This window comes from Leifsonia shinshuensis, assembly GCF_013410375.1.
Taxonomy (GTDB): domain Bacteria; phylum Actinomycetota; class Actinomycetes; order Actinomycetales; family Microbacteriaceae; genus Leifsonia; species Leifsonia shinshuensis.
Map to the genome: position 1 here is coordinate 3,185,852 of NZ_JACCFL010000001.1, position 21,131 is coordinate 3,206,982.

Annotated in this window: 21 protein-coding genes; 5 read left to right on the top strand and 16 right to left on the bottom strand. The window is 71.1% G+C overall.

The window, feature by feature from the left end:
* Window positions 1-23: 23 nt before the first annotated feature.
* The gene (locus HNR13_RS15490; protein WP_218881241.1) at window positions 24-1,067 is read right to left on the bottom strand and encodes a Fic family protein; all 1,044 of its coding nucleotides are present in this window, start codon (window positions 1,065-1,067) and stop codon (window positions 24-26) included.
* A 130-nt stretch (window positions 1,068-1,197) separates the two neighbouring features.
* Here HNR13_RS15490 and HNR13_RS15495 point away from each other — a divergent pair, with 130 nt between their 5' ends.
* The 4 genes from HNR13_RS15495 to HNR13_RS15510 are packed head-to-tail and all read left to right on the top strand — an operon-like array spanning window position 1,198 to window position 5,345.
* A complete protein-coding gene (locus tag HNR13_RS15495) occupies window positions 1,198-1,659 on the top strand; it encodes an SHOCT domain-containing protein (RefSeq protein WP_179607192.1) in 462 nt (153 codons plus the stop codon).
* Window positions 1,660-1,672: 13 nt separating this feature from the next.
* Window positions 1,673-3,403, top strand: a complete 1,731-nt coding sequence (locus HNR13_RS22060) for a SulP family inorganic anion transporter (protein WP_343063580.1) — start codon at window positions 1,673-1,675, stop codon at window positions 3,401-3,403.
* Window positions 3,390-4,652, top strand: a complete 1,263-nt coding sequence (locus HNR13_RS15505; protein WP_179607193.1) for an AI-2E family transporter — start codon at window positions 3,390-3,392, stop codon at window positions 4,650-4,652. The genes HNR13_RS22060 and HNR13_RS15505 overlap by 14 nt, the downstream gene beginning before the upstream one ends.
* Window positions 4,653-4,673: 21 nt before the next feature.
* The gene (locus HNR13_RS15510) at window positions 4,674-5,345 is read left to right on the top strand and encodes a GAP family protein (protein ID WP_179607195.1); all 672 of its coding nucleotides are present in this window, start codon (window positions 4,674-4,676) and stop codon (window positions 5,343-5,345) included.
* Window positions 5,346-5,356: 11 nt separating this feature from the next.
* Here HNR13_RS15510 and HNR13_RS15515 read toward each other — a convergent pair whose 3' ends face one another.
* The 6 genes from HNR13_RS15515 to HNR13_RS15540 form a co-directional block, all read right to left on the bottom strand.
* Window positions 5,357-5,908 (bottom strand): hypothetical protein, encoded by a 552-nt coding sequence (locus HNR13_RS15515; protein WP_179607197.1) that lies wholly within the window; start codon window positions 5,906-5,908, stop codon window positions 5,357-5,359.
* An 89-nt stretch (window positions 5,909-5,997) separates the two neighbouring features.
* Window positions 5,998-6,888 carry an MIP/aquaporin family protein gene (locus HNR13_RS15520; protein ID WP_246312784.1) on the bottom strand — a complete coding sequence of 297 codons (891 nt, stop codon included), beginning with the start codon at window positions 6,886-6,888 and terminating at the stop codon, window positions 5,998-6,000.
* Between the two features lie 66 nt (window positions 6,889-6,954).
* Window positions 6,955-8,055 carry an ATP-binding protein gene (locus tag HNR13_RS15525; RefSeq protein WP_179607199.1) on the bottom strand — a complete coding sequence of 367 codons (1,101 nt, stop codon included), beginning with the start codon at window positions 8,053-8,055 and terminating at the stop codon, window positions 6,955-6,957.
* Complete coding sequence (locus HNR13_RS15530; RefSeq protein WP_179607201.1) at window positions 8,052-9,884, bottom strand: glycoside hydrolase family 15 protein; 1,833 nt, start codon at window positions 9,882-9,884, stop codon at window positions 8,052-8,054. Before HNR13_RS15530 ends, HNR13_RS15525 begins: the two co-directional genes overlap by 4 nt.
* A gap of 82 nt (window positions 9,885-9,966) precedes the next feature.
* A complete protein-coding gene (locus tag HNR13_RS15535; RefSeq protein ID WP_179607203.1) occupies window positions 9,967-11,589 on the bottom strand; it encodes an MFS transporter in 1,623 nt (540 codons plus the stop codon).
* Window positions 11,590-11,686: 97 nt separating this feature from the next.
* Window positions 11,687-12,037, bottom strand: coding sequence for a hypothetical protein (locus HNR13_RS15540; protein ID WP_179607205.1), 351 nt, complete (start codon window positions 12,035-12,037; stop codon window positions 11,687-11,689).
* Between the two features lie 75 nt (window positions 12,038-12,112).
* Here HNR13_RS15540 and HNR13_RS15545 point away from each other — a divergent pair, with 75 nt between their 5' ends.
* Window positions 12,113-13,474, top strand: a complete 1,362-nt coding sequence (locus HNR13_RS15545; protein WP_179607207.1) for a DUF2252 domain-containing protein — start codon at window positions 12,113-12,115, stop codon at window positions 13,472-13,474.
* 32 nt (window positions 13,475-13,506) lie between these two features.
* Here HNR13_RS15545 and HNR13_RS15550 read toward each other — a convergent pair whose 3' ends face one another.
* The 9 genes from HNR13_RS15550 to HNR13_RS15590 all read right to left on the bottom strand — a co-directional run bounded on the left by HNR13_RS15550 (window position 13,507) and on the right by HNR13_RS15590 (window position 21,115).
* A complete protein-coding gene (locus tag HNR13_RS15550; protein WP_179607209.1) occupies window positions 13,507-14,058 on the bottom strand; it encodes a hypothetical protein in 552 nt (183 codons plus the stop codon).
* A 171-nt stretch (window positions 14,059-14,229) separates the two neighbouring features.
* A complete protein-coding gene (locus HNR13_RS15555) occupies window positions 14,230-14,547 on the bottom strand; it encodes a hypothetical protein (protein ID WP_179607211.1) in 318 nt (105 codons plus the stop codon).
* Window positions 14,548-14,620: 73 nt separating this feature from the next.
* A complete protein-coding gene (locus HNR13_RS15560) occupies window positions 14,621-15,712 on the bottom strand; it encodes a hypothetical protein (RefSeq protein ID WP_179607213.1) in 1,092 nt (363 codons plus the stop codon).
* On the bottom strand, window positions 15,709-16,311 hold the full coding sequence (locus tag HNR13_RS15565; RefSeq protein ID WP_179607215.1) for an ABC transporter ATP-binding protein: 603 nt from the start codon (window positions 16,309-16,311) through the stop codon (window positions 15,709-15,711). The genes HNR13_RS15560 and HNR13_RS15565 overlap by 4 nt, the downstream gene beginning before the upstream one ends.
* On the bottom strand, window positions 16,302-17,390 hold the full coding sequence (locus HNR13_RS15570; RefSeq protein ID WP_179607217.1) for a peptidoglycan-binding domain-containing protein: 1,089 nt from the start codon (window positions 17,388-17,390) through the stop codon (window positions 16,302-16,304). Before HNR13_RS15570 ends, HNR13_RS15565 begins: the two co-directional genes overlap by 10 nt.
* A gap of 83 nt (window positions 17,391-17,473) precedes the next feature.
* Window positions 17,474-18,706, bottom strand: coding sequence for a sensor histidine kinase (locus HNR13_RS15575; RefSeq protein WP_179607219.1), 1,233 nt, complete (start codon window positions 18,704-18,706; stop codon window positions 17,474-17,476).
* Between the two features lies 1 nt (window position 18,707).
* Window positions 18,708-19,373 carry a response regulator transcription factor gene (locus HNR13_RS15580; protein ID WP_179607221.1) on the bottom strand — a complete coding sequence of 222 codons (666 nt, stop codon included), beginning with the start codon at window positions 19,371-19,373 and terminating at the stop codon, window positions 18,708-18,710.
* Between the two features lie 81 nt (window positions 19,374-19,454).
* Window positions 19,455-20,231, bottom strand: coding sequence for an alpha/beta fold hydrolase (locus HNR13_RS15585; protein ID WP_179607223.1), 777 nt, complete (start codon window positions 20,229-20,231; stop codon window positions 19,455-19,457).
* Window positions 20,232-20,314: 83 nt separating this feature from the next.
* Window positions 20,315-21,115 (bottom strand): ABC transporter ATP-binding protein, encoded by an 801-nt coding sequence (locus HNR13_RS15590; protein ID WP_179607225.1) that lies wholly within the window; start codon window positions 21,113-21,115, stop codon window positions 20,315-20,317.
* Between the last annotated feature and the right edge of the window lie 16 nt (window positions 21,116-21,131).

Sequence of the window (21,131 nt, forward strand, 5' to 3'; positions counted from 1 at the left end):
GCGGGAGTGTCTAGACCAGTTAGCTAAAACGAGGAGCGACGAGCCGCGCGGTCGGCGAACGCGTCGAGCGCCTGGATCATGTCGTCCGCGATCCAGAGCCGGTTGCGCTTGCGCGAGTTCGCGGGACGGAGGACACCGCGATCCACGAGGGCCTCGAACGCGCGGTACGTTCCCGGCGCCGAGAGCCCGAGCCTGGCCTCCACGACGGCGACGTTGAGCACGGGCTGCTCGAGGGCGAGGGCGGCTACGCGGCGCGCAGAGCTGTCGGAGCGAAGGCCGGTCAGCATCTCCTCCCAGCGCGAGCGGAGCTCGTCGATCGCCGCTGCGAGGTCGCGTCCGGCGCGCACCGCGAACCCCGCCGCCTCGGTGAACGCACGGACGATCGGGTCGAGGTCGCCGGCGCGGTAGGCGGTGAGCGCGTCGTAGTAGCCGTCTACGTCGTGGAGGAGGCCGGCCGACACCGGCACGACGACCGTCGCAGTGGTCCGCGAGCGCCGCAGCATGGCCTGGACGATGGCGCGACCGGTGCGGCCGTTTCCGTCGGGGATCGGGTGGATGGTCTCGAACTGCGCGTGCGCGATCGCCGCGTGAAGCAGCGCTGGAATGTCCCAGCGCCCGGTGAACGCGACGAGGTCGGCCATCGCCGCGGGCACGCGTTCGTGATGGGGAGGGACGAAGGCCGCGCCGTGCGGGCTCACGCCGGAGCCGCCGATCCACACCTGCTCGCGGCGATACCCTCCGGTCAGCTCGGGGGCGTGATCCTCCACGAGCGCCGCGTGCGTCGCGATGATGCCCGAGCCGTCGAGGGCGTCGGAGAGCTCCAGCGCCGCCTGCATGGCGTGGACGTTGCGCACGATCAGCGGGGCGTTTCCGGTGTCGCGCTCGCCGAGCTCGGTCTCCGCGATCGCCCGGGCACCGCTGGTCAGGTTCTCGATCTGCGAGGACGACGCGGACTCGCTCCGGAGCAGGATCGACGCGAACGGGAGCACGGACAGCCCGAACTCGGCGTCGAAGCGGGTGAGCAGGGCGGCCGCCTCCACCGCTTCGGCGGTGACGGCGGAGCTCACCGGGATGGCGAGCTCTGCGATCGGCTACCTTCAGCCCACCCCATCGGCCTCTAGACGCACGGACCCCCGCCGCGTTACTCTCAGCCCACATCCAGGCTCGGACGAGAGCCAGGGGGAAAGGTAAAACGACATGGATTTCTGGAACAACTTCTGGAACATCATCTGGCTGTTCTTCTGGAGCTTCGCTTTCATCGCCTACCTGTTCGCGCTGTTCGCGATCATCAGCGACCTGTTCCGCGACCACAAGCTCAACGGGTGGTGGAAGGCCCTGTGGATCATCTTCCTGATCTTCGTGCCGTTCCTCACCGCGCTCGTGTACCTCATCGCTCGCGGGCCGGGGATGGCGGAGCGCAGCCAGAAGGAGGCGCGCCAGGTGCAGCAGAGCACCGACGCGTACATCCGCCAGGTCGCGACCGCGAGCCCCGCGGACGAGATCGCCAAGGCCAAGGCCCTCCTGGACGCCGGGACCATCACCCCCGCCGAGTTCGACCACCTCAAGAGCGTCGCCCTCGGCCACCAGGGCGCCGGAGCCCACGCGGCGCCGGCCGCGCCATCCACGCCGACCCCGCCGCCGGCAGCGCCCACGGCGTGAGTCCACGGGATCGGTGACCGACGTGACCGACCCGACCGCGACGGCGCCGGAGTCCCGCAGGGCTCCGGCGCCGTCCCATACCCGCATCCGGCCGCTCGCGGGCCTCACCGCCAGGAACGCCGTGCGCGAGGTGCTCGCCGGCGTCACTCTGCTCGCGATCGCCATCCCGCTGAACATCGGCTACGCGCAGATCGCCGGCCTGCCGCCGACCGCCGGGCTTTACGCCCTGGTGGTCCCCGCCGTCGTCTACGCGCTCACCGTCTCGTCGCGCCAGCTGGTCGCGTCGCCGGACGCCGCGGCCGCCGCCCTGGTGGCGTCGTCCCTCGGCGGCCTCGCGGTCGCCGGCCACCGCGACTACGTGACGCTGGCCCTCGCGCAGGCCCTGATCTGCGGCGTGCTCTTCCTGCTGTGCTCCTTCTTCAAGCTCGGATTCCTCGCCAACTTCCTCTCCAAGCCGATCCTGGTGGGCTTCGTCGGCGGTCTCGCCCTCGACATCCTGGTGTCCCAGGTCGCCAAGATGCTGGGCGTGAAGATCGACTCGGGCGGCGAGTTCGTGGCGAAGGTCGGCGGGCTCATCACGGGGCTGCCGACCCTCAACGTCTGGTCCGTGCTCATCTCGCTCGGCTCGCTCGTCGTGCTCCTGGTCGGCCGCCGGCTCGCCGGCGCGGTGCCGTGGGCGCTCCTCGTCCTCATCGTGGCCACCGTCGTGGTCCTGCTCACCGGCGCGGAGCGGGACGGCGTCGCCGTGCTCGGACCCGTGGAGGCCGGGCCTCCGACGTTCACCTGGCCGGTCATCGAGTGGGGCCAATGGCTCGCCCTCATCCCCTCCGCCATCGCTCTCACCGTCGTCACCATGGGCGAGGGCCTCCTCGTCTCCCGCTCCTACGGCGAGAAGCGGAACTACCCGACGCGTCCCGACCGCGACCTTTTCGCGTTCGGCGCCGCGAACATCGCCGCGGGCGTCAGCGGCGGCTTCACGGTCGGATCCTCGACCTCCCGCACCGCCGCGATGGACCAGTCCGGCTCGCGCACGCAGCTGCCGTCGCTGGTGACCGCGCTCGGCACCCTGCTGCTGCTGATCTTCGGCACCGCCCTGCTGCAGGACATCCCTTCGCCCGCCATCGGCACCATCGTCGCCGTCGCGGTCGTGCCGCTGCTCGGCATCCCCGACTTCATCCGGCTCTGGCGGCTCGACCGGTTCGAGTTCGCGATCGGCGCCGCCTGCTTCCTCGGCGCCCTGTTCGTGGGGCCGATCGCCGGTATCGTGATCGCCTTCGTCCTCGCGGTCGTCAACGTCACCCGGCGCGCGGCGAACCCGCCGATCGACACCCTCGCCGCCGACGGCGACCCGCAGCACTCGCTCCTGGAGGCTGCGTCCGCCGGAGAGCCGACCGTGCCGGGAGTGGTCGTCGTCCGGCTGGCCGCTCCGCTGTTCTTCGCCAACGCGACCTCCTTCGAGAAGGCCGTCGAGCGAGCCGTCCGCGACACCGGCGCCGCGCACGTCGTGCTCGACCTGGAGGCCGTCACTGACGTCGACGTGACCGGCGCCGAGTCGTGGGAGACCGTGCAGTCCTTCCTGACCGCCCACGGCGCCGATCTGTCCCTCACGCGGGTGCGCCCAGGCATCCGCGACCGCCTCCAGCATCTCGGGCTCCTCGACGGGGTGCGCTTCTTCGACACCAACCGGGAGGCCATCATGGCGCTCCAGACACCGATCGCGGGGAACGATCATGGCCGCCGCTAGCGGGATCTGGCCGTTCCGGCGGCGCACTCGCCGACCGGAAGCACAACCGCCGGAAGGCCCGGACACCGACCAGGCGGCCGAGACCGCGAACGGCCGCAGCGTCCGGATCCTGCTCGGCCTGGCGAGCGGGATCGTCATCCTGTTCGGGTTCCACGCGATCGCGGGCATCCTCGCGCCGTCGCTGCTCGCCCTCGTCCTGGTGATCTGCGCCCAGCCCGTGCGGGTCTGGCTGGAGCGCCACGGCACGCCGAGCGGGGTCGCGACCGGCGCCGTGGCTCTGACGACGTTCGCGCTGCTGGCCGGCTTCGTCGCCCTCCTGATCATCGCGATGGCCCAGTTCGTCGGGATGCTGCCGCAGTACAAGGCGCAGTTCCAGCAGCTCGGGCAGCAGTTCGCGAACTGGCTGTCGAGCATCGGCATCAGCCCGCAGGATCTCAAGGTTGTGACCCAGGGCTTCGACCCGACCAAGCTCCTGAACTTCTTCAGCGGTCTGCTCGGCGGCGCGTTCGGTCTCATCACCTTCGGCGTGATCGTGCTGACCATGCTCATCCTGATGCCCGCCGACGCCGCCTACACGCCGACGCTGCTGCGCCAGCTGGAGCCGACCAAGCCGAACCTGGTCTACGCGATGACCGGCTTCGCGCACAGCGTCCGCCGCTACATGGTCGTCACGACGCTGCTCGGCATCGTGCAGGGCGTCATCAACGGCATCGCCCTGTGGATCCTGGGGGTGCCGGCCGCGCTGCTCTGGGCGATCCTGTCGTTCCTGTGCAGCTTCATCCCCAACGTCGGCTACTTCCTGGCCCTCGTGCCTCCGCTGGTGTTCGGCTACCTGATCGGCGGCTGGGGCACGGTCATCGCGATCATCGTCATCTACGGGATCGTCAACGCGGTCGTGCAGTCGGTCGTGCAGCCTAAGGTGGTCGGCAACGCCGTGGCGCTCAGCCAGACGCTGACCTTCTTCTCGGTGCTGCTCTGGGCCGTGGTGCTGGGCGCGATCGGCGCGATCCTCGCCATCCCGCTGACCCTGCTCGCCCGGGCGATCCTGGTCGACTCGGACCCGCGCGCCCGCATCTGGCGCGCCGCGATCGGCGACCTACGGGAGACCAAGGACCTCATGAAGGAGGAGTCCGACGCCGCGAAGGCCGAGCGCCGGGAGGCGAAGGCGATCGCGCGTTCCGGCGGCGCGGGCGGCCCGCAGCCGCCGGCCGGCGCGGGCGGTGCGGACGGAACGACAGGGACGACGTAACCACGAGGTGAGGAGACCGCAATGGGGAGTGCGATCGGGGACACCCTCCCACTGGCGCTGGGCATCGCGATCAGCCCGATACCGATCATCGCGGCGATCCTGATGCTGCTCTCGCCGAAGGCGAGAGGGACGAGCGTCGGGTTCCTGATCGGCTGGGTGCTGGGCATCGTCGTGGCGGTGGTGGTCTTCACGCTGCTCTCCGGGCTGCTCCCCGCCGCCGACCCGAACGCCGCGAAGCCGATCGCCGGCGTCATCAAGATCCTGCTCGGCCTCGGGCTGCTCCTCCTCGCCCTGCGGCAGTGGCGCTCACGCCCGGCGCCGGGCGAGACGGCGGCCCTCCCGAAGTGGATGAGCGCGATCGACTCGATGACGGCCGGCCGCGGTTTCGTGCTCGCGTTCATCCTGGCGGCGGTGAACCCGAAGAACCTCCTGCTGGCCGCGGGCGCCGGCGTGGCCATCGGAACGGCCGGGCTCTCCGCGGGCTCCGCGACGGTGGTCATCCTGATCTTCGTGCTCGTCGCAGCGAGCTCGGTCGCGATCCCGGTGATCGGCTACCTGGTCGCCGCCGACCGGATGCGCGGCCCGCTCGACGCGCTCCGCGACTGGCTCGTCCGCAACAACGCGACCGTGATGGCGGTACTGCTGCTGGTGATCGGGGTCGTGCTGATCGGGAAGGGGATCGGGAGCTTCTGAGGGCTCGGGCCTCAGTGCTGCAGCGTGACCTTCAGCAGGATCACCACGACCCCGAACAGCCCCGTCACCACCGCGCCGGTCAGGCAGATCCACACGGACCTCCCGCGGATGAGGAACACCAGGTAGCCGAGCAGCGCGAGCAGCAGCACCGTCAGCCAGAGCGACACCAGCACGCCGGTCTGGGCCGAGAGGACGCCCAGGGCCGCCAGCAGCAGCGGGATGCTCGGAACGACCGCCGCCTCCAGCATGCCGCTCGACTCGAACAGGGCGTGCCGGAGCGAGTCGACGATGCGGGCGCGGACGCTCTCGTCGTCGGCGTGGAAGCCGAGGGCGGTGGAGTAGACGTGGGCCAGCCAGAAGACCACGATGCTGACCAGGCTGAAGACCAGGACGTGCAGGGCGTCCCCCTGGCTGGCGGCTCCGCCGGAGCTCGCCGCCACCACGCTCGCGTAGACGATGGTGCCGTAGATCCCCGCCGGGGTCCCCCAGTGCCGCCAGAGCGCTCGCTGCACCCGGACGCTGCCGGCGGGCGCCTCGGGCGGATTGAGGTCCATCGAGTCCATGAGGACATCATGGTCCGCCGCCGCGCGCCACGTCAGACCCGGCACGACGTCAGACCCGGCGAGCGATCGAACCCGGCGGCGACCGGCCCTCACTCCTGCTCGGGGAAGCGCGCCTGGGTCATGAGCCCGCCCTGCGCCGCCTCCGACCCCGCCACCCCGCCGCCGCGGCCGCGCAGCAGGAACGCCGCGCCGACCGCGATCACCGCGCCGGCGAGCGGCCCGACGATGTACACCCAGTACGCGTCCCAGTGCCCGCTCACCAGGTCGGGCCCGAACGTGCGGGCCGGGTTCATCGACGCCCCCGAGATCGGGCTGCCCCACAGCCCGGCCAGCGCGATGTAGGCGCCGACGCCGAAGGCGCCGATGATGCCGAGGTTCTGGGCGCCGGACGCCGTGCCCAGGATGACGCTCACCAGCCCGAACGTGAGCACGGTCTCCATCAGCAGGGCGTCCCACGACGTGAACCCGGTCGCCGGGTAGTTCGAGCCGTAGTGCGCCGACACGTGGGTGACCCCCTCCAGGAACCACGCGGCCAGGGAGGCCCCGGCCAGCTGGACGAGGATGTAGCCGGGCACCCGGGACCACGGGAAGTCCCCGCGCAGCGCGAACGCGACGCTCACCGCCGGGTTGAGGTGCGCGCCGGACACCTTGCCCATGAACAGGATGATCGCGAACACCATCAGCGCGGGCGCGGTCACCGCGGCCGTGCGGGAGATCGTGTTCGGGAACGCCTGCCCCATCATGCCGCCGCCCGCCGCGACGAGCACCAGGAAGAACGTGCCGAGCAGCTCGGAGAACAGGCGCCGCCACTCCTGCGACGAGTCGTGGAAGTCCTCGATCGACTGCTCCAGGCTCACCGGGACGTGCATAAGCCGGCCGTGGACGACGTCCGCCATGATGCCGCGCGCCGCCACCGCGTCCTCCTGCGTCCGCTCCTGCCGCGGACCGGGCGCCTGCTGCGAATCCGGTGCCTGGCTCATACCGCCTCCTCCATCCGATCGCCGCGCGTGTCGATCTTCGACCGCGCTCTCCGACCTCGACCGCGCCTATCCGACCTCGACCGCGCTGGGCTCGACCGAGAGATCGCTCCCGCCCTCCACCGTGATGCGCCGGCCGACCCGGACGAGCTGCGGCTCGTCCGAGAACGCGCCGGCGAACAGCGCCTCGCCTTTGCGGAACGTCGGCGACTGCTCCAGCACGCTCTGCGGCACGAACCCGAACACGTCGCCGATCTCGTCCAGGTCGCGCGGCGAGTTCATCCGCATCAGCCCGAGGTTGTCGCACTGGGACAGCACGTTGGGGTGGATCTTGGTCGGCCGCTGCGTGGAGAGGAACAGCCACAGCCCGAACTTGCGGCCCTCGGCGGCGATCTGGATGAGCTGCTCGGTGAGCTGCGCCTCCACGCTGTTCCGCGGCACGGGCGGGCAGAAGTTGTGCGCCTCGTCCATCACGATCAGGAGCGGGGTGCGCTCCATCCGCTTCTCCCACAGGTGCTCCAGCACGCACAGCGCCGCCGCCTGCGGCTCGGCCTGGTGCGCGAAGCCGCCCACGTCGAGCACGGTGACGCGCGGCCGCTCGTCGATCGCGTCGACGACCGAGGAGCGCCCGAACGACCAGAGCGGCCAGTCCAGGATCTCCAGGTTGTCGATCCGCATCCCCAGGCGCCGTCGCGCCGGGTCGTGCGAGGAGGCGAGCGCCTCCAGGAAGCGCTGCTTGTCGAAGTGCTGCGCCTGCGACTTGTCGAGGTGCAGGAGGGCGTTGTACTCCTCCTCGTCGGCGATCGGATCCAGCCTGCCCACGGCGGCCTGCGAGCGCACGCTGAGGTCGACGTAGCGGGCGTGCAGCTGCGGCTCGGCGCGGGTGCTGGAGTGGAAGACCCGGATGTCGAAGGAGGCGAACCGATCGCGCTCCTGGGGCGACGCGTCCTCGCGGGTGCGCGACACCCGGACGAAGTCGGCGTTCGGGTCGAGCACCGCCACCGGGAGCTCGGTCTGCAGCAGCAGCTGCTCCAGCACGACGCCGAGCGCGTAGGTCTTCCCCGACCCGCTCTGGCCGCACCAGAACGTGTGCCGGTTGAAGCGCGACCCGTCGATGACGGCGGGACGCTCCGGCGCGCCGACGGTGGTGCCGATGGTGAGCGGGATCATCGCGCGGCCTTCCGGTTCGTGCTGTTCTGCGCGGTCAGGGCGGTGTCGAGCGCGATGGCCGCCCGGATGAGCGCGAGGTGGGTGAACGCCTGCGGGAAGTTGCCGAGCTGCAGGCCGGCCGGGTCAATCTCCTCGGCGAACAGGCCGACGTGGTTTCCGTAGGTGAGCATCTTCTCGAACGCGTACCGCGCCTCGTCCAGCCTCCCGGCGTCGGTCAGCGCGCACACGTAGAAGAACGAGCACAGCGAGAAGGTGCCCTCCTCGCCCGGGAGGCCGTCCGGCGACGCCGACGGATTGTAGCGGTAGACCAGGCTGTCGGTGACGAGCTCCTCACCGATCGCGTCCAGCGTCGAGAGCCACATCGGGTCCTGCGGCGAAATCATCCCCACCAGCGGCATCAGCAGGGTGATCGCGTCCACGACGTCCGTGCCGGGGTGCTGGGTGAACGCCTTCCGCTCCGGGTTCCAGCACTTCGTGAAGACCTGCTCGTAGATCGCGTCGCGGGTCGTGATCCAGCGCTCCAGCGGCGCGGGCCTGCTCCGCTCCCTGGCGATCGTGATGGCGCGGTCGAAGGCGACCCAGCACATGATCCGCCCGTAGGTGAAGTCCTTGCGGCCGCCGCGGGTCTCCCACACGCCCTCGTCCGGCTGGTCCCAGTTGTCGGCCAGCCAGTCCAGGATGCCGACCAGCTTCATCCAGCCCGGGTGACCGATCGGATGGTGGTCCTCGGCGATGGACAGCGCGTCCAGCGCCTCGCCGTAGATGTCGAGCTGGAGCTGGTCGGCGGCGCCGTTGCCGATGTGCACCGGCGTCGAGCCCGCGTATCCCTCGAAGTGGTCGAGGGTGAGCTCCTCCAGGTCTGAGGAGCCGTCGATCCGGTACATGATCTTCAGCGGCCCGGAGCTCTCGCCGACCTGCTCGGACACCCGGTCGGCCGTCCAGAGCGCGAACGCGACGGCCTCCTCCTCGTAGCCGAGCGCGAGCAACGAGTAGACCGAGAAGGACGCGTCGCGGATCCAGGTGTAGCGGTAGTCCCAGTTGCGGACGCCGCCCAGCTGCTCGGGCAGCGCCGCGGTCGGGGCGGCGACCAAGGCTCCGCTCGGCGCGTACTGCAGGAGTTTCAGCACCATCGCCGAGCGCTCCACATCCTCCCGCCAGCGGCCGGAGTAGGTACTACGGCCGATCCAGTCCCGCCAGAAGGCGACGGTCTCGCGGAACAGCCGGTTGCCGCGCGCCCGGCCGATGTCGCGGGGCTCGCCGCGCGGCTCGGTCTCGAACGCGAAGATCCGCAGCTCGCCCGCGGCGAGCGCGAACTCCAGGTCGACGTCGCCGTCGGCCACCGAGTCCGCCGGTACCCCGTGCAGGGCCGCGCTGGTCGTGTCGTCGGCGAACAGCACGCCGTTCTCGGAGGCCGTCGTCGTGTGCACGCTGCGGCCGTAGTCGAACCGCGGCCGGCACTCCAGCCGGAAGGTCAGCTCGCCGCGCACCACGCGCACCGCCCGCACGATGACGCGCCGCGCTGTGGCGATGGTGGGCTCGTCGGCGACGGGCATGAAGTCGATGACCTCCCCGACGCCCTTCGACGACATGAACCGGGTGATCAGCACCGCGGTCTGCGGGAAGTACATCTGCCGGATCCGCGCGTCGTCGGCGAGCGCGTGGATGCGGAAGTAGCCGCCCTTCTCGCGGTCGAGCAGCGACGCGAACATCGTCGGCGAGTCGAAGCGGGGCGCGCAGAACCAGTCGATCGAGCCGGCCGTGGAGACCAGCGCCACCGTCTGGAGGTCGCCGATCAGACCGTGGTCCGCGATGTCGGGAAACGCCTCCATGCCGATCTCCTCCCCTCGTGCCGCGCCGCCGGGCGCCGACGGCCGCATGCTAGCTCCGCGCGCGAGCGCGGCACCAGACCTGTCAGGCGGAGGGTGCGTCCTCCTCGGCGTCCTCCGTCTCCGCGACCTCCGGCTTGCCCAGCACGCTCGACGGCAGGTTGCGGGAGAAGAACACCGCGCCGAGCGAGACCATCGCGAGCGCCGCGAACGACAGCCGCAGCGCGTCGAGCTGGGACGTGCTGTAGATCGTGGACAGCTCGTTCGCCTGGTCCTGCGAGAGGCCGGCGTCGGTCGCGATCTTCGGCACCTCCGCCACCGGAACGACGGCGACGCCGCCCTGCGTCTGCGCGGCGATCTGCTGCTGCACGGAGTCCGGCAGGGTGCTCGCCGCGACGCCGCCGCTGAACAGGGTGGTGAGCGAGGCGATCATCACCGAGCCGATCAAGGCGGTCCCGAGCGACGAGCCGAGGTTCTGGTAGACGCCCTGGACGCCGCCGGCCTCGCTGAGCTCGTCCTCCCCGACCGCCGACATCGTAACGTTGCCGAGCTGGGAGGCCAGCAGGCCGAGGGCGGCGCCGGCCAGGAACATCCCGGAACCGAAGACCCAGTTGGAGAGCGTGGTGTCGACGGAGCCGAGCAGCACCAGGCTGGACAGCACCAGCCCGAACTGGCCGATCCGGGCGATCAGCTTGGGCGACAGCCGCCGGGCGAGCGCTGTGCCCAGGATGGAGAACAGCACGAGCGCGACCGACAGCGGGAAGATCCGCAGGCCGGTCGCCAGCGCGTCCAGCCCGAGCGAGAGCTGCAGGAAGATCGGCACGATGAAGAACAGGCCGGCCGTCACCGTGTACTGGATGCCCAGGCTGCCGACGCCGGCGCGCAGCTGCCGGAGCCGCAGGATCGCGGTGTTCAGCAGCGGCGGCCTGCCCAGCCGGATCAGCCGGCGCTGCCGCAGGAAGAACAGCCAGAGCAGCACCGCGCCGAGCCCGACGATGAACGGGACGGGCGAGATGCCGAGGATCTTGATGTCCTGCTGCGTCGGCAGGATCCAGCCCCAGGTCTTGGTCTGCAGCAGGCCGTAGACGATGAGCACCAGGGCGGCGGCCGACAGCAGCACCGAGAGGACGTCGATGCGGATGTGCGCGCGCTCGCCGGTGTCGGACACCACGGTGCGGAACAGCAGGACGATCGCCATGATCACGACCTCACCCGCGAACACGTACCGCCAGCTCGCGTAGGTGGTGAGGAAGCCGCCGATCAGAGGCCCCACGGCGACGGCCACGCCGGAGGCGGCCCCGATCGTGGCGAACGCGGTGACTCGCGCGTGGCCCGAGTAGTTGTTCGCGATGAGCGCGGCGATCGCCGGGATGACCAGCACGGCGCCCAGCCCCTCGATCACCGACCAGCCGAGGAACAGCACCACGATGTTCGGCGCCAGCGCCGTCGTGCCGGAGCCGACGGCGTAGACGATCGAGCCGATGACGAGGGCCCGGCGGCGGCCCCAGACGTCGCCCAGCTTCGCGCCGAGCAGCATGAAGGCGGCCATGGTGAGCGTGTAGAAGGTGATGCAGGCCTGCATGGCCGAGATGGTCGTGTGCAGGTCCTTGACGACCGTCGAGATCGAGACGTTCATGACGGTGCTGTCGAGCGTCATGACGAACTGCGCAGAGGCCAGCACCGTGACCGCGCCCCACCGTCCCGCCATGACAGCCCCTTCCGGGAAATCTGCCCGATGGTAGCCCGGGGCGCTCGCGGCGCACCAGACCCGCCGCGCGGCCGGCCCCGCCGCAGTGGGCGTCCGATCAGCGCCGGAGCACGCGCAGGTCGTCGGGCGCCGGGAACGGCAGCGCGTAGTACAGCTGCGGCGCGCCCACGGCGCCGAAGTCGTCCTTCTTCGCCACGATGCGGTCGGGCGACACCTCCGCCAGCCGCACGCGCAGCCAGGAGCCGTCCGGCCGCCGCAGCTCGTACAGCTCGGCGAGGTAGCCGATGCCCGCGCTCTCCAGCGCCTCCTCGGCCTCCAGCCAGCCGACCGGACCGCTCAGGTCGCGGCCCAGCAGATCGACCGGGACGAACAGGTCGCCGTCCGGCCGGATCCAGCCGACGCGCTCGCCGTCGTGCCTGCGGTGCTCGATCCAGTCGCTCCTGTCCACGGCGTCCACCCTAACGGCGATCTACCCGACGGGACCGCGCCGAGCTAGCATGAGCGCCACCCCAGGAGGTGCGTCATGACGACCATCGCGACCCCGCTCACCGAAGCCGAGCTCTACGAGGCAGGGCGCGCGGCGCGCTCCCAGACGCCGCGGACCTCCCAGGCCGAGTACACGCCGCCGCCGGACCGCGACCCGCTCGGGATCCTGCTCGAGCAGAACGAGTCCCGTCTCCCCTGGCTCGTCCAGCTGCGCATGCAGCGGATGGGCACCGACCCGTTCGCGTTCTACCGCGGCAGCGCGGCCATCCAGGCGGCCGACATGCGCCACGGGCCGACCTCGGGCGCGGAGGTCGTCATCTGCGGCGACGCGCACCTCAGCAACTTCGGCATCTACCGCTCCCCCGAGCGCGCGATGGTGTTCGACATCAACGACTTCGACGAGTCCTCGGTCGGGCCGTGGGAGTGGGATGTCAAGCGCCTGCTCGCCAGCGTGGTGCTGGCCGGCCGCTCCCTCGGGATGACGGGACCGGACCTGCAGTCGATCGTGCTCGCGGCGGCGGCGATGTACCGCAACTCGCTGCGGAACGCCCTCCAGCAGACGCTGTACAGCCGGTACTTCCGGCCGACCAGCCTGGTCGACCGGCAGATCCTGAGCCCGGACAGCGAGCGCATGATCAAGCGCACCCTGAAGGAGTCGGACAAGCGCACCAGCGAGCGCGTCGCCCGGCGCACCCTCGAGCAGGGCGGCGACGGGAGCCTGCAGTTCGTCGAGAACCCGCCGATCCTCACCCGGCTGGAGCCGGAGATCCGCACGCAGATCGAGTCGGTCTTCGCGGCCTACCGCGACACGGTCCCCACGAACCTCGCGCTGATGCTGTCGCAGTACACGGTGCTCGACGTCGCCCGCCGCGTGGTCGGGGTGGGCAGCGTCGGCACGCGCTGCTTCATCATCGCCCTCGGCGACCCGACCGGCGACGTGATGATCCTGCAGCTCAAGGAGGCCAGCCGGTCGGTGATCCAGCAGTACGGCGGCGTCGCGCCCGTGGTCGGGTACCTCGACGCGAAGCTGGCGGCGCAGCACGAGGGCTATCGGGTGGTCGGCTGCCAGCGCATCCTGCAGGCGGTGTCCGACCCGTTCCTCGGCTACCTCAACGTGGAGGACTACAGCTTCTACATGCGCGTGTTCCGCAACAGGAACGCCTCGTTCGAGATCGCCGACATGAACCGCGTCCAGTTCGGCGAGTACGCCCAGGCGTGCGCGATCGTGCTCGGCCGTGCCCACGCCCGCTCGCCGAAGGCGCCGTTCGCCGCCGGCTACATGGGCACAGGGGCCACCTTCGTGCGGGCCGTGTCCGCGTGGGCGGAGGCCTACGCGAACCAGGCCGAAGCGGACTACCAGACCTTCGTCGAGGCACTCCACTCCGGCCGGTTCGGGTAGGGCGCGTCCGTGCCGCGCGGCGGTACGGTTCGCTAGGTGTTCTCGATCCAGCACTTCGTGACGGCCTCTTCGTCGGCAGCGCTCTGGGCGCCGAACTGCTTGCCTTCGTTCTGCTCGAGATCCGCCAGGAACTGGTCGTAGCTGGTGTCCGCCGGCACGAGCTTGCGATCGATGAGGCACGCGAGCACGGCGCGCTGAACGGCGTCGGCGTCCGGTCTGTCCGACCCGCCGTTGAGGTACGCGTAGACCTCGTTGATGAACGCGCTGGTCTTCTGATAGCACGCGAGGTCCGCGGCCTGGCGCGTCTTCTTCGCCGCCTCCGATTCGTTGGAATCGGCATCGAAGGCCATCAGGACCTTGCTGCCGTCGTAGAGCAGGTCGGCGGCGTACCCCTGCTCGTCCAGGCACGCCTTGTAACGGTTGTTCGCTTCCTTCCAGTCCGCCTCACTGATGCTGCCCGTCTCGCGGGCTTTCGTGAGCACTTCCTTCTGGAACTCGGACTTCGCCTGACGCAGACCATCGGAGATCAGGCTGTCCAGTGTCGGCGCGGCGTCCGACGACACAGCGGGCTGAGCCGTGGTCATCGCGTCCGGGACCGCGGAGCACCCGCTCACGACGAGTGCCGCCCCCAGCGCGAGTCCGGCCAGGGACCGTCGGGTGAAATGTCTTGCCATGTCAACTGCTCTCGGAGAAGGGGGGCGTGGACGACGCGCGACGCGCCGCCCACGCCCCGTGGGGTCAGTGGTCGAGTGAGCTCACCAGCGGGCGGCGGCCTCGTACAGGCGAGACCCCGCCGTCCAGTTGACGGACACCCAGGTCCCGTAGACCGTGCCGCTGACGTACTTCCCCTGGCCGTTGATGACCCGGGCGACCTCGGCCTGCGCAAACCCGCAGGGGTTGTTCGCGTAGGCGTAGCCGGGGCTCAACGTCGACGAGCCGCAGACCGCGGCATTCGACGCGGGCGCAGCGGCGACCTGCGCCGCGAGAAGGCCGCCGGTGGCGAGCACTCCTGCGAGCAGCATGGTGCGCAGCCGGCGCGAGACCCGGCCCGTGCTCATGGTGGTAGCAGTCATCGTTGTTCCTCTTTCTCTTTCTGGTGATGTGTCCCGCTGCCGATGGGGCGGCGGCCCCCGCCTGTGCTGGTGTTCATCGGCCCTTGAAGTACGAGAACAAACGTTGTTCGCGTATTGCGAGAGCCGCCACCAGCGCCCCGAGGACGGCCCCGGAGACAGTCAGGACGGGAGTCGATGAGGCGGTCAAGACCACCGGAAGGTGGTCTGCAGCCGCCAAGCCCGAGGTGAGGACCGCGATCACGGGGATCGTGGTGACCGCGCCTGCCGTGGACCACGCGAGGGTCTCCAGCAGGAGCGTCGCGGCTTGGTCGCGCTTGCGGACTCCGGAGTGGAGCGCGGACGCGATCTCGAGCCGGCGCGCCCACACCGCGACGAATCCCGCGAACGAGCCGAGGATCAGGCCGGCTGCCGAGAACGCGACAGCGGTGCGGGTCCGATAGGCCTCGGCGGGGTCGATCGCCACGCCGAGGACCGTGTTGTGCTGGGAGAGCTTCGGCGCGGTGTCCGCGACGATGGAGTTCGCCGCGATCGTCGTGTAGAGCAGTTCGGTCGTCGCCCGGCTCACCGGGAACGCGTCCATCCAGCACTGATCGAACGGAGTGTCCGGGCTGGTCGGCGCGATCGCGGCGTAGCCGAGGCCGCGGGAGCGCCCGTCGTCGGGGTACTCGAACGTGCCGCCGAGCCGGGTCGGCCCGTCCGCGGTGTGGATCGGGTCTCCCGTCCGGAGTCCGAGCGTCTCGGCGACCGTTCTCGGCAGGAGGAGGCCGGAAGCGGCGCGGCCGCTCGATTCGGGGAGCATCGCCGAGAACCCGGGCGATGCGGTGAAGGACGGGAGCGGGTTCCCCGGGACGCCCGCGACGCTCAGCGGGGTCGCCTCCGGCTTCAGCGCGCCGGCCGCACGCACCCCGTGCTGGCTCGCGAGCGCGTCGCACAGCCGCCCGTCGATCCCGTCCTCGACCGTGAGGATCGTGATGGAGGCGCCGCGCTCCCGGAATTCGTCTGCCCGGGTGATGACGCCGTTCATCGCGATCGCGTCCAGGCCGGCGAGGACCCCGGAGACGACGGCGATCAGGGCCGCGAGCAGGACCGCGCGGCTGGTGCCCGTCGCGATGTTCCGCGCGGCTTCCCTGCGCACCTCCGTGAAGCGCATACCGGCGCCGGTCATGTCGGCGCCCCGAGATCGATGAGGTCCGTGCACGCATCGCGGGTGCGGGCATCGTGGGTCGCGACGACGATGATCACGCCGTCCGTCGCGATTCTCGACAGCGTGTCGCTCACGACGGCGGACGTGCGCTGATCGAGCTGCGCGGTCGGCTCGTCGACGAGCAGCAGATCCGGCGCCGTCGCGATGCCGCGGGCGAGCATCAGCCGCTGCGCCTCGCCGCCGGACAACGCACGGAACGGCCGATCCGCTGCGGGACCGAGGCCGAAACGGGCGAGCAGCGCGCGCGCCGACGTCTCGGCATCGGATCTCGTCGATCCCCGCGCGATGAGCGGGAGCACGACATGATCGAGTGCGCTGCGTCGTGCGACGCCGTGCGGGTTCTGGAAGACCCAGCCGACTCGCTCGACATCCTCGCGGACGACCTCGCCCGCCGTCGGCGTGATCCAGCCGGCGAGCATTCCCAGCAGCGTCGACTTCCCGGACCCGGACGGTCCGGTGAGCGCGTAGACCCGGCCGGGTTCGAGCGTCGCGGAGACACCCTCGAAGAGGGGCGACCCCGAGCCGAAACGGTGTCCGAGCTCGCGGAGCGTCACGTGCATGTCAGACTCCGCTCCGGACGGGCCAGGGCCTCATCGGCGACCGGGCCGGAATCGGATTCGAACGTCACGTAGGACCGCCCCAGCTTGGAGGAGACGACCGTGACCGGGACGGGCGCGCCGCTGGTCGGCTGGAGACATCCTGTCTTCTCCCCCGTCATCGCGACCGCCGAGGGCGGGACCGGATAGACCGTCACCGGCGCCACCAGGACGAGCTCGGCCTGCAGGGCTTCGTCGTCGGGAGACTGCGCATAGCGCGCGAGAGCATCCGTAGCCGAGAGCGCTGCAACACCGTCGACCGTGAGCCGGCCGTTCCGATCGATCTCGACGTCGGTGGAGTCGACCACGAGCTTGCGCGCTCCGGGCACGAGACCCGCGGGGTAGCTCTTCACCGCACCGGAGAGCAGGGCACTGGGGAGCGTCGCCACGGCAGTGCCCCTCTCGACGACCTGACCGAGCTGGACGGGGCACGCCGCGGCGGTCACTTCGGCCGCGGGCAGCCACATGGCCTGGGACAACGCGAACGTTCCGTACTCGGTCTCCCCGCCCGCCTGCTCGACCAGCCGGTCCCAGGCGGCCCAGGTGCGCCGATCGAAGCGCCCGGTCTCCGCGACATCGTGGCCCAGCCGGGCGAGTTCGCGCTGGAGGGCTTCGACGTCTGCGCCCTTCGCTCCGACGGACAGGTCCCGCCACAGCGGGGTCTCCGTGTGCAGGTTCACGATCGGGCTCTGGTCGATCGTGAAGGTGCGCTGTCCCGACGCCAGGGCGGATCCGGGCGCGCAGGCGGATCCGGTCACGGTCCCGCTCAGCGGGGCCGACAACGACGCCGGCTCACCGAGCTCCACTGCCAGGTTCACCGAACGTGTGTCGGCCAATTGCTCGGGGACGAGCGGAACGGTCACCGGCGCCGCCGCGGTCGCGAGGGAGGCGGGAACCGGACGGTACAGCGAGAACGCGACGACGGCGCCCACCACGGCGGCGACCGCGACACACACGAGCACGACCGCGGCGTCGATCCTCCTGCGAGCTGCGGGGACGACGTCTGCGGTCCCGCGCTCGACCTGCTGCGTCGAGTCGTGCATCCGGAAGGCTCCTCTTCGCACCGCGGTCGCGATGCCACGATCAGCCTGCCCGGACGGTGGTCACCCTCCGGTAACGCGAAATGTCACCTCGCTGTTACCTCGCCCTCGGGCGCCCGGCGTGGGCTCGTCGGCAGCGCGACCGCCGCCGTCAGCCCGCCGCCTCTCCGCGCTGTGAGGGAGACCGCGCCGCCGTGCAGGGTGGCGATGCTCTCCACGAGGGTCAGCCCGAGTCCGCTTCCCGCGTCGCCCCCGTCGTCGGGGCGCAGTCGCGAGCGGTCGCCGCGGTGGAACGGCTCGCTGAGGTGGGCGACCTGCTCGGCCGTCAGTTCGATGGGGCCGGAGTTCTCCACAACGAGGTCGACGCGTTCATGGTCCGCGGACACGCGGATTCGCACGAAGCCTCGATCGACGTTGTGCCGGATCGCGTTCCCGACGAGGTTCGCCACCAGAGACTGGAGGAGCGACGGATTGCCGGTGACGGTCACAGGGGCGGACGGGAGCTCGCAGCTCACCGCCAGCTCCCGGCGTGCGGCCGGGTCCGCGCAGTCGGCGACCGTACGCCGGATCAGGGCAGCGAGCTCGACAGGGCTGCGAGGCAGGTCGGCGAGCGCGCGTCCCTGGGCGACGATGAGAAGCGCGTCGACAAGCTCCTCCAGCCGGCGGTTGGCCGCGAAGATCCTGTCGATGTCGGGTCGCAGGTCGGCGGGCACCCGCTGCTCGCGGATGGCGAGCTGCAGAGCCACCCGTGCGGTGGTGAGCGGCGTGCGGAGCTCATGCGACGCGTTCGCGATGAACGCCTCCTGCCGCAGGAACGCTCCCTCGAGACGTTCCACCATCGCGTCGATCGCCGAACCGAGCCGCGTGATCTCATCGTCCGGACCGTCCAGGTGCAGCCGCTTCGAGAGGTCGCGCTCGGTGATCGCGTTGGTCGCGCTCGTCACCGACGCGATCCGTCTGAACGGAGCCTTGGACACCAGCCTCGAGCCGACGATCGCGACGGCTGTCGCGAGGGCCAGGATGAACCCGGACCACCACAGCATGCCCGCGAGAACCTCCGAGACGACCGGATCCTCCTGGGTCCAGCGCGGACCGTGCGTGATGAGCGGGGACGCCGGTGGGTCCTCGGCCGATTCGAGGCCGGCGCTGCTGCGCGAGGATTCGGCCTGTCGGTTCTGCTCGGTCACCGCCTCTGCGAGGAGTCGCTGGAGCACGAGGTACTGGGTGATGAGCAGGATCGCGCCGCCCGCCAGCACGATCCCGCCGGTGGTGACGGCGAGCTGCCGACGATACCCCAACCGCTGCCAGAGTCTCCGCATCTCAGGCGATCCGGTAGCCCACGCCGTGCACCGTCACGATCCGCGAAGCACCGACCTTCTTGCGGAGCGAGTGCACGACGGTCTTCACGACCGCCTCGTCCACGTCCACGTCGGAGCCCCAGCCCGCGTCGAGCAGTGCGACCAGGCCGACGGCGTCGCCGTTCGCACGGAGGAGCTCGGCGAGCACGGCGAACTCCTTGGGCCGCAGATGCACCGGCTGCTCGTCGCACCAGGCGAGATGCGCCCCCGGCGAGAGGCGGAGTCCGCCGCGTCGGTAGCCGCCCTCCCGGCCGGTGAGCCGACGGGTGAGGGCCCGGAGACGGGCGAGCAGCACGTCATAGTCGAACGGCTTGGCGAGATAGTCGTCCGCGCCGAGCTCGAGGCCGGCGATCTGGTCCGCACTCTCGGCAGCCGCCGTGAGCATCAGCACGCGGACGGAGCTCCCGGAGTCCCGCAGCGATCGAGCCACGATGTCGCCGTGAAGGATCGGCAGGTCGCGGTCGAGCAGCAGCACGTCGTAGTTGCCCTGTTCGAGGAACGTCAGCGCGCTCGCGCCGTCATGCACGACGTCGACGTGATAGCCCTCGCTCGCGAGCCCTCTGCTCAAGAGATCCGCGAGAGGAGCCTCGTCCTCCGCAACGAGCAACCGGGTTCCGGCATTCGGCATCTTCGTCCCCCTCGTCTTGCACGCCTCCCTGCTGCGTATTCGATACTAGATGCTCAGCTCGTCACACCTCACACCCGACCCTCAGCGGAGCGCGAGGAAGGCGCGCACCGCGGCCAGGACCTCCGGCGTGTCCAGGTGCAGGCCGTGCCGGGCGTCCAGCTCCAGCAGCCGCGCCCGCGGGATCCCGTCGGCGAGCAGCCGCGCGTGGGCGACGGGCGTGAGCGCGTCCTCCCGTCCGTGGATCACCAGCGTCTCCGCGCGGATCCGGCCCAGCGCCGCGCGGGCGTCGTGGTCGCGGCTCGCGGCGAAGTGCCCGCGCAGCGCCTCCCGCGACGCGACCCGGTCGAAGAAGCCGGTCACGGCCTGCGGGTGCGCGGCCGCCCAGTCCGCGTCGAAGAACAGCGGCAGCATCCGCGCCCGGTCGCCGCTCAGCAGGTCCGCGACCACGCGCGGATCGCGCCGGTCGGCCGTGCCGCCCGCGCGGTCGCTCGCGGTCGTGCCGATGAGCACGAGCCTGCGGACCCGTGACGGGTGCTCGGCCGCCAGCCACTGCGCGACGCGCCCGCCCATCGAGTGCCCGACGACGTGCGCGGCGGCGACGCCGGCCTCGTCGAGGACCGCCAGCGCGTCGTCGGCGAACTGGCGCGTGCTGTAGCCGGCCGGGTCGCCGGCGCCGCTGGCGCCGATGCCGCGATGGTCGAAGACGATGACGCGATGATCCTCCGCCAGCGCGTCCGCGAACGGACCCCAGCCGTGCATCCCCGTGGCCTGCCCGGCGATCAGGAGCAGCGGGACGCCGGTCCCGTGCTCCTCGAAGGCGATCGGGACACCGTCGTCGGCGGAGGCGAGAGGGGGCACGACGAGCGAGTCTAGCGCCGGGCGACGGCGAGCATCACGACCTGCGCCGAGCGGTCACGCGACGCGGTCGGGACGCGCTGCGCTCACGCCGGGCTGCGCTCGCTCCGGACGGCCCGCGCGCTCCAGCGGCCGTCGGCGCGCTCCACCCGGATCGGGTGCTCGAAGGCGGCGGTCACCGTCTCGGTCGTCACGGCCTCCTCGATCGGGCCGGCCGCGACGATTCGGCCGTGCGAGAGCAGCAGGGCGTGCGATGTGGTCTCCGGCAGCTCCTCCAGGTGGTGCGTGACGAGCACGCTGGCGAGATCGGGGACCGCGACGGAGAGTCCGTCGATCGTCTCCAGGAGCTGCTCGCGGGCCGCGACGTCCAGCCCGGTGGTCGGCTCGTCCAGGAGCAGCAGGTGCGGTTCGGAGACGAGCGCCCGGGCGATCAGCGCGCGGCCGCGCTCGCCCTGCGAGAGGGTCGGCCAGCGGGCGTCGCGGCGGTCGTCGAGCCCGATGGCGACGATGAGCTCCCGGGCGCGGGCGACCTCCGCCGCGGCCGGCTCCCAGCGCATCGGCGGTTCCAGGGTGCCGGTGATCCCGGTGAGGACGACCTCCGTCACCGTGAGCGGCGACCGCACCGGGTGCCGCGGGTTCACGTGGCCGATGTGCCGGCGGAGCTCCTGCAGTTCGACGCGGCCGAGCCGCCTGCCGAGCACGTCGACGGTGCCGGAGGTGGGGAACGCGACGGCGCCGCAGAAGCCGAGGACCGTGCTCTTGCCCGCGCCGTTCGGCCCGAGCAGCGCCCAGTGCTCGCCCGCGCGGACCCGGAAGCCGATGTCCTCCAGGATGTGGCGCCCCTCGCGCCGGAAGGTCACATCGCGCAGTTCGAGCACCGTCTCCATGCCTCCATCCTGCCGT

What these genes read in the sequence shown, in the direction of transcription:
- HNR13_RS15545 (WP_179607207.1), top strand. Translation starts at nt 12,113, where the DNA reads ATGACGACCATCGCGACCCCGCTCACCGAAGCCGAGCTCTACGAGGCA.
- HNR13_RS15530 (WP_179607201.1), bottom strand. Translation starts at nt 9,884, where the DNA reads ATGGAGGCGTTTCCCGACATCGCGGACCACGGTCTGATCGGCGACCTC.
- HNR13_RS15565 (WP_179607215.1), bottom strand. Translation starts at nt 16,311, where the DNA reads ATGCACGTGACGCTCCGCGAGCTCGGACACCGTTTCGGCTCGGGGTCG.
- HNR13_RS15515 (WP_179607197.1), bottom strand. Translation starts at nt 5,908, where the DNA reads ATGGACTCGATGGACCTCAATCCGCCCGAGGCGCCCGCCGGCAGCGTC.
- HNR13_RS15590 (WP_179607225.1), bottom strand. Translation starts at nt 21,115, where the DNA reads ATGGAGACGGTGCTCGAACTGCGCGATGTGACCTTCCGGCGCGAGGGG.
- HNR13_RS15555 (WP_179607211.1), bottom strand. Translation starts at nt 14,547, where the DNA reads ATGACTGCTACCACCATGAGCACGGGCCGGGTCTCGCGCCGGCTGCGC.
- HNR13_RS15560 (WP_179607213.1), bottom strand. Translation starts at nt 15,712, where the DNA reads ATGACCGGCGCCGGTATGCGCTTCACGGAGGTGCGCAGGGAAGCCGCG.
- HNR13_RS15550 (WP_179607209.1), bottom strand. Translation starts at nt 14,058, where the DNA reads ATGACCACGGCTCAGCCCGCTGTGTCGTCGGACGCCGCGCCGACACTG.
- HNR13_RS15510 (WP_179607195.1), top strand. Translation starts at nt 4,674, where the DNA reads ATGGGGAGTGCGATCGGGGACACCCTCCCACTGGCGCTGGGCATCGCG.
- HNR13_RS15575 (WP_179607219.1), bottom strand. Translation starts at nt 18,706, where the DNA reads ATGCGGAGACTCTGGCAGCGGTTGGGGTATCGTCGGCAGCTCGCCGTC.
- HNR13_RS15495 (WP_179607192.1), top strand. Translation starts at nt 1,198, where the DNA reads ATGGATTTCTGGAACAACTTCTGGAACATCATCTGGCTGTTCTTCTGG.
- HNR13_RS15520 (WP_246312784.1), bottom strand. Translation starts at nt 6,888, where the DNA reads ATGAGCCAGGCACCGGATTCGCAGCAGGCGCCCGGTCCGCGGCAGGAG.
- HNR13_RS15535 (WP_179607203.1), bottom strand. Translation starts at nt 11,589, where the DNA reads ATGGCGGGACGGTGGGGCGCGGTCACGGTGCTGGCCTCTGCGCAGTTC.
- HNR13_RS15505 (WP_179607193.1), top strand. Translation starts at nt 3,390, where the DNA reads ATGGCCGCCGCTAGCGGGATCTGGCCGTTCCGGCGGCGCACTCGCCGA.
- HNR13_RS15580 (WP_179607221.1), bottom strand. Translation starts at nt 19,373, where the DNA reads ATGCCGAATGCCGGAACCCGGTTGCTCGTTGCGGAGGACGAGGCTCCT.
- HNR13_RS15570 (WP_179607217.1), bottom strand. Translation starts at nt 17,390, where the DNA reads ATGCACGACTCGACGCAGCAGGTCGAGCGCGGGACCGCAGACGTCGTC.
- HNR13_RS15525 (WP_179607199.1), bottom strand. Translation starts at nt 8,055, where the DNA reads ATGATCCCGCTCACCATCGGCACCACCGTCGGCGCGCCGGAGCGTCCC.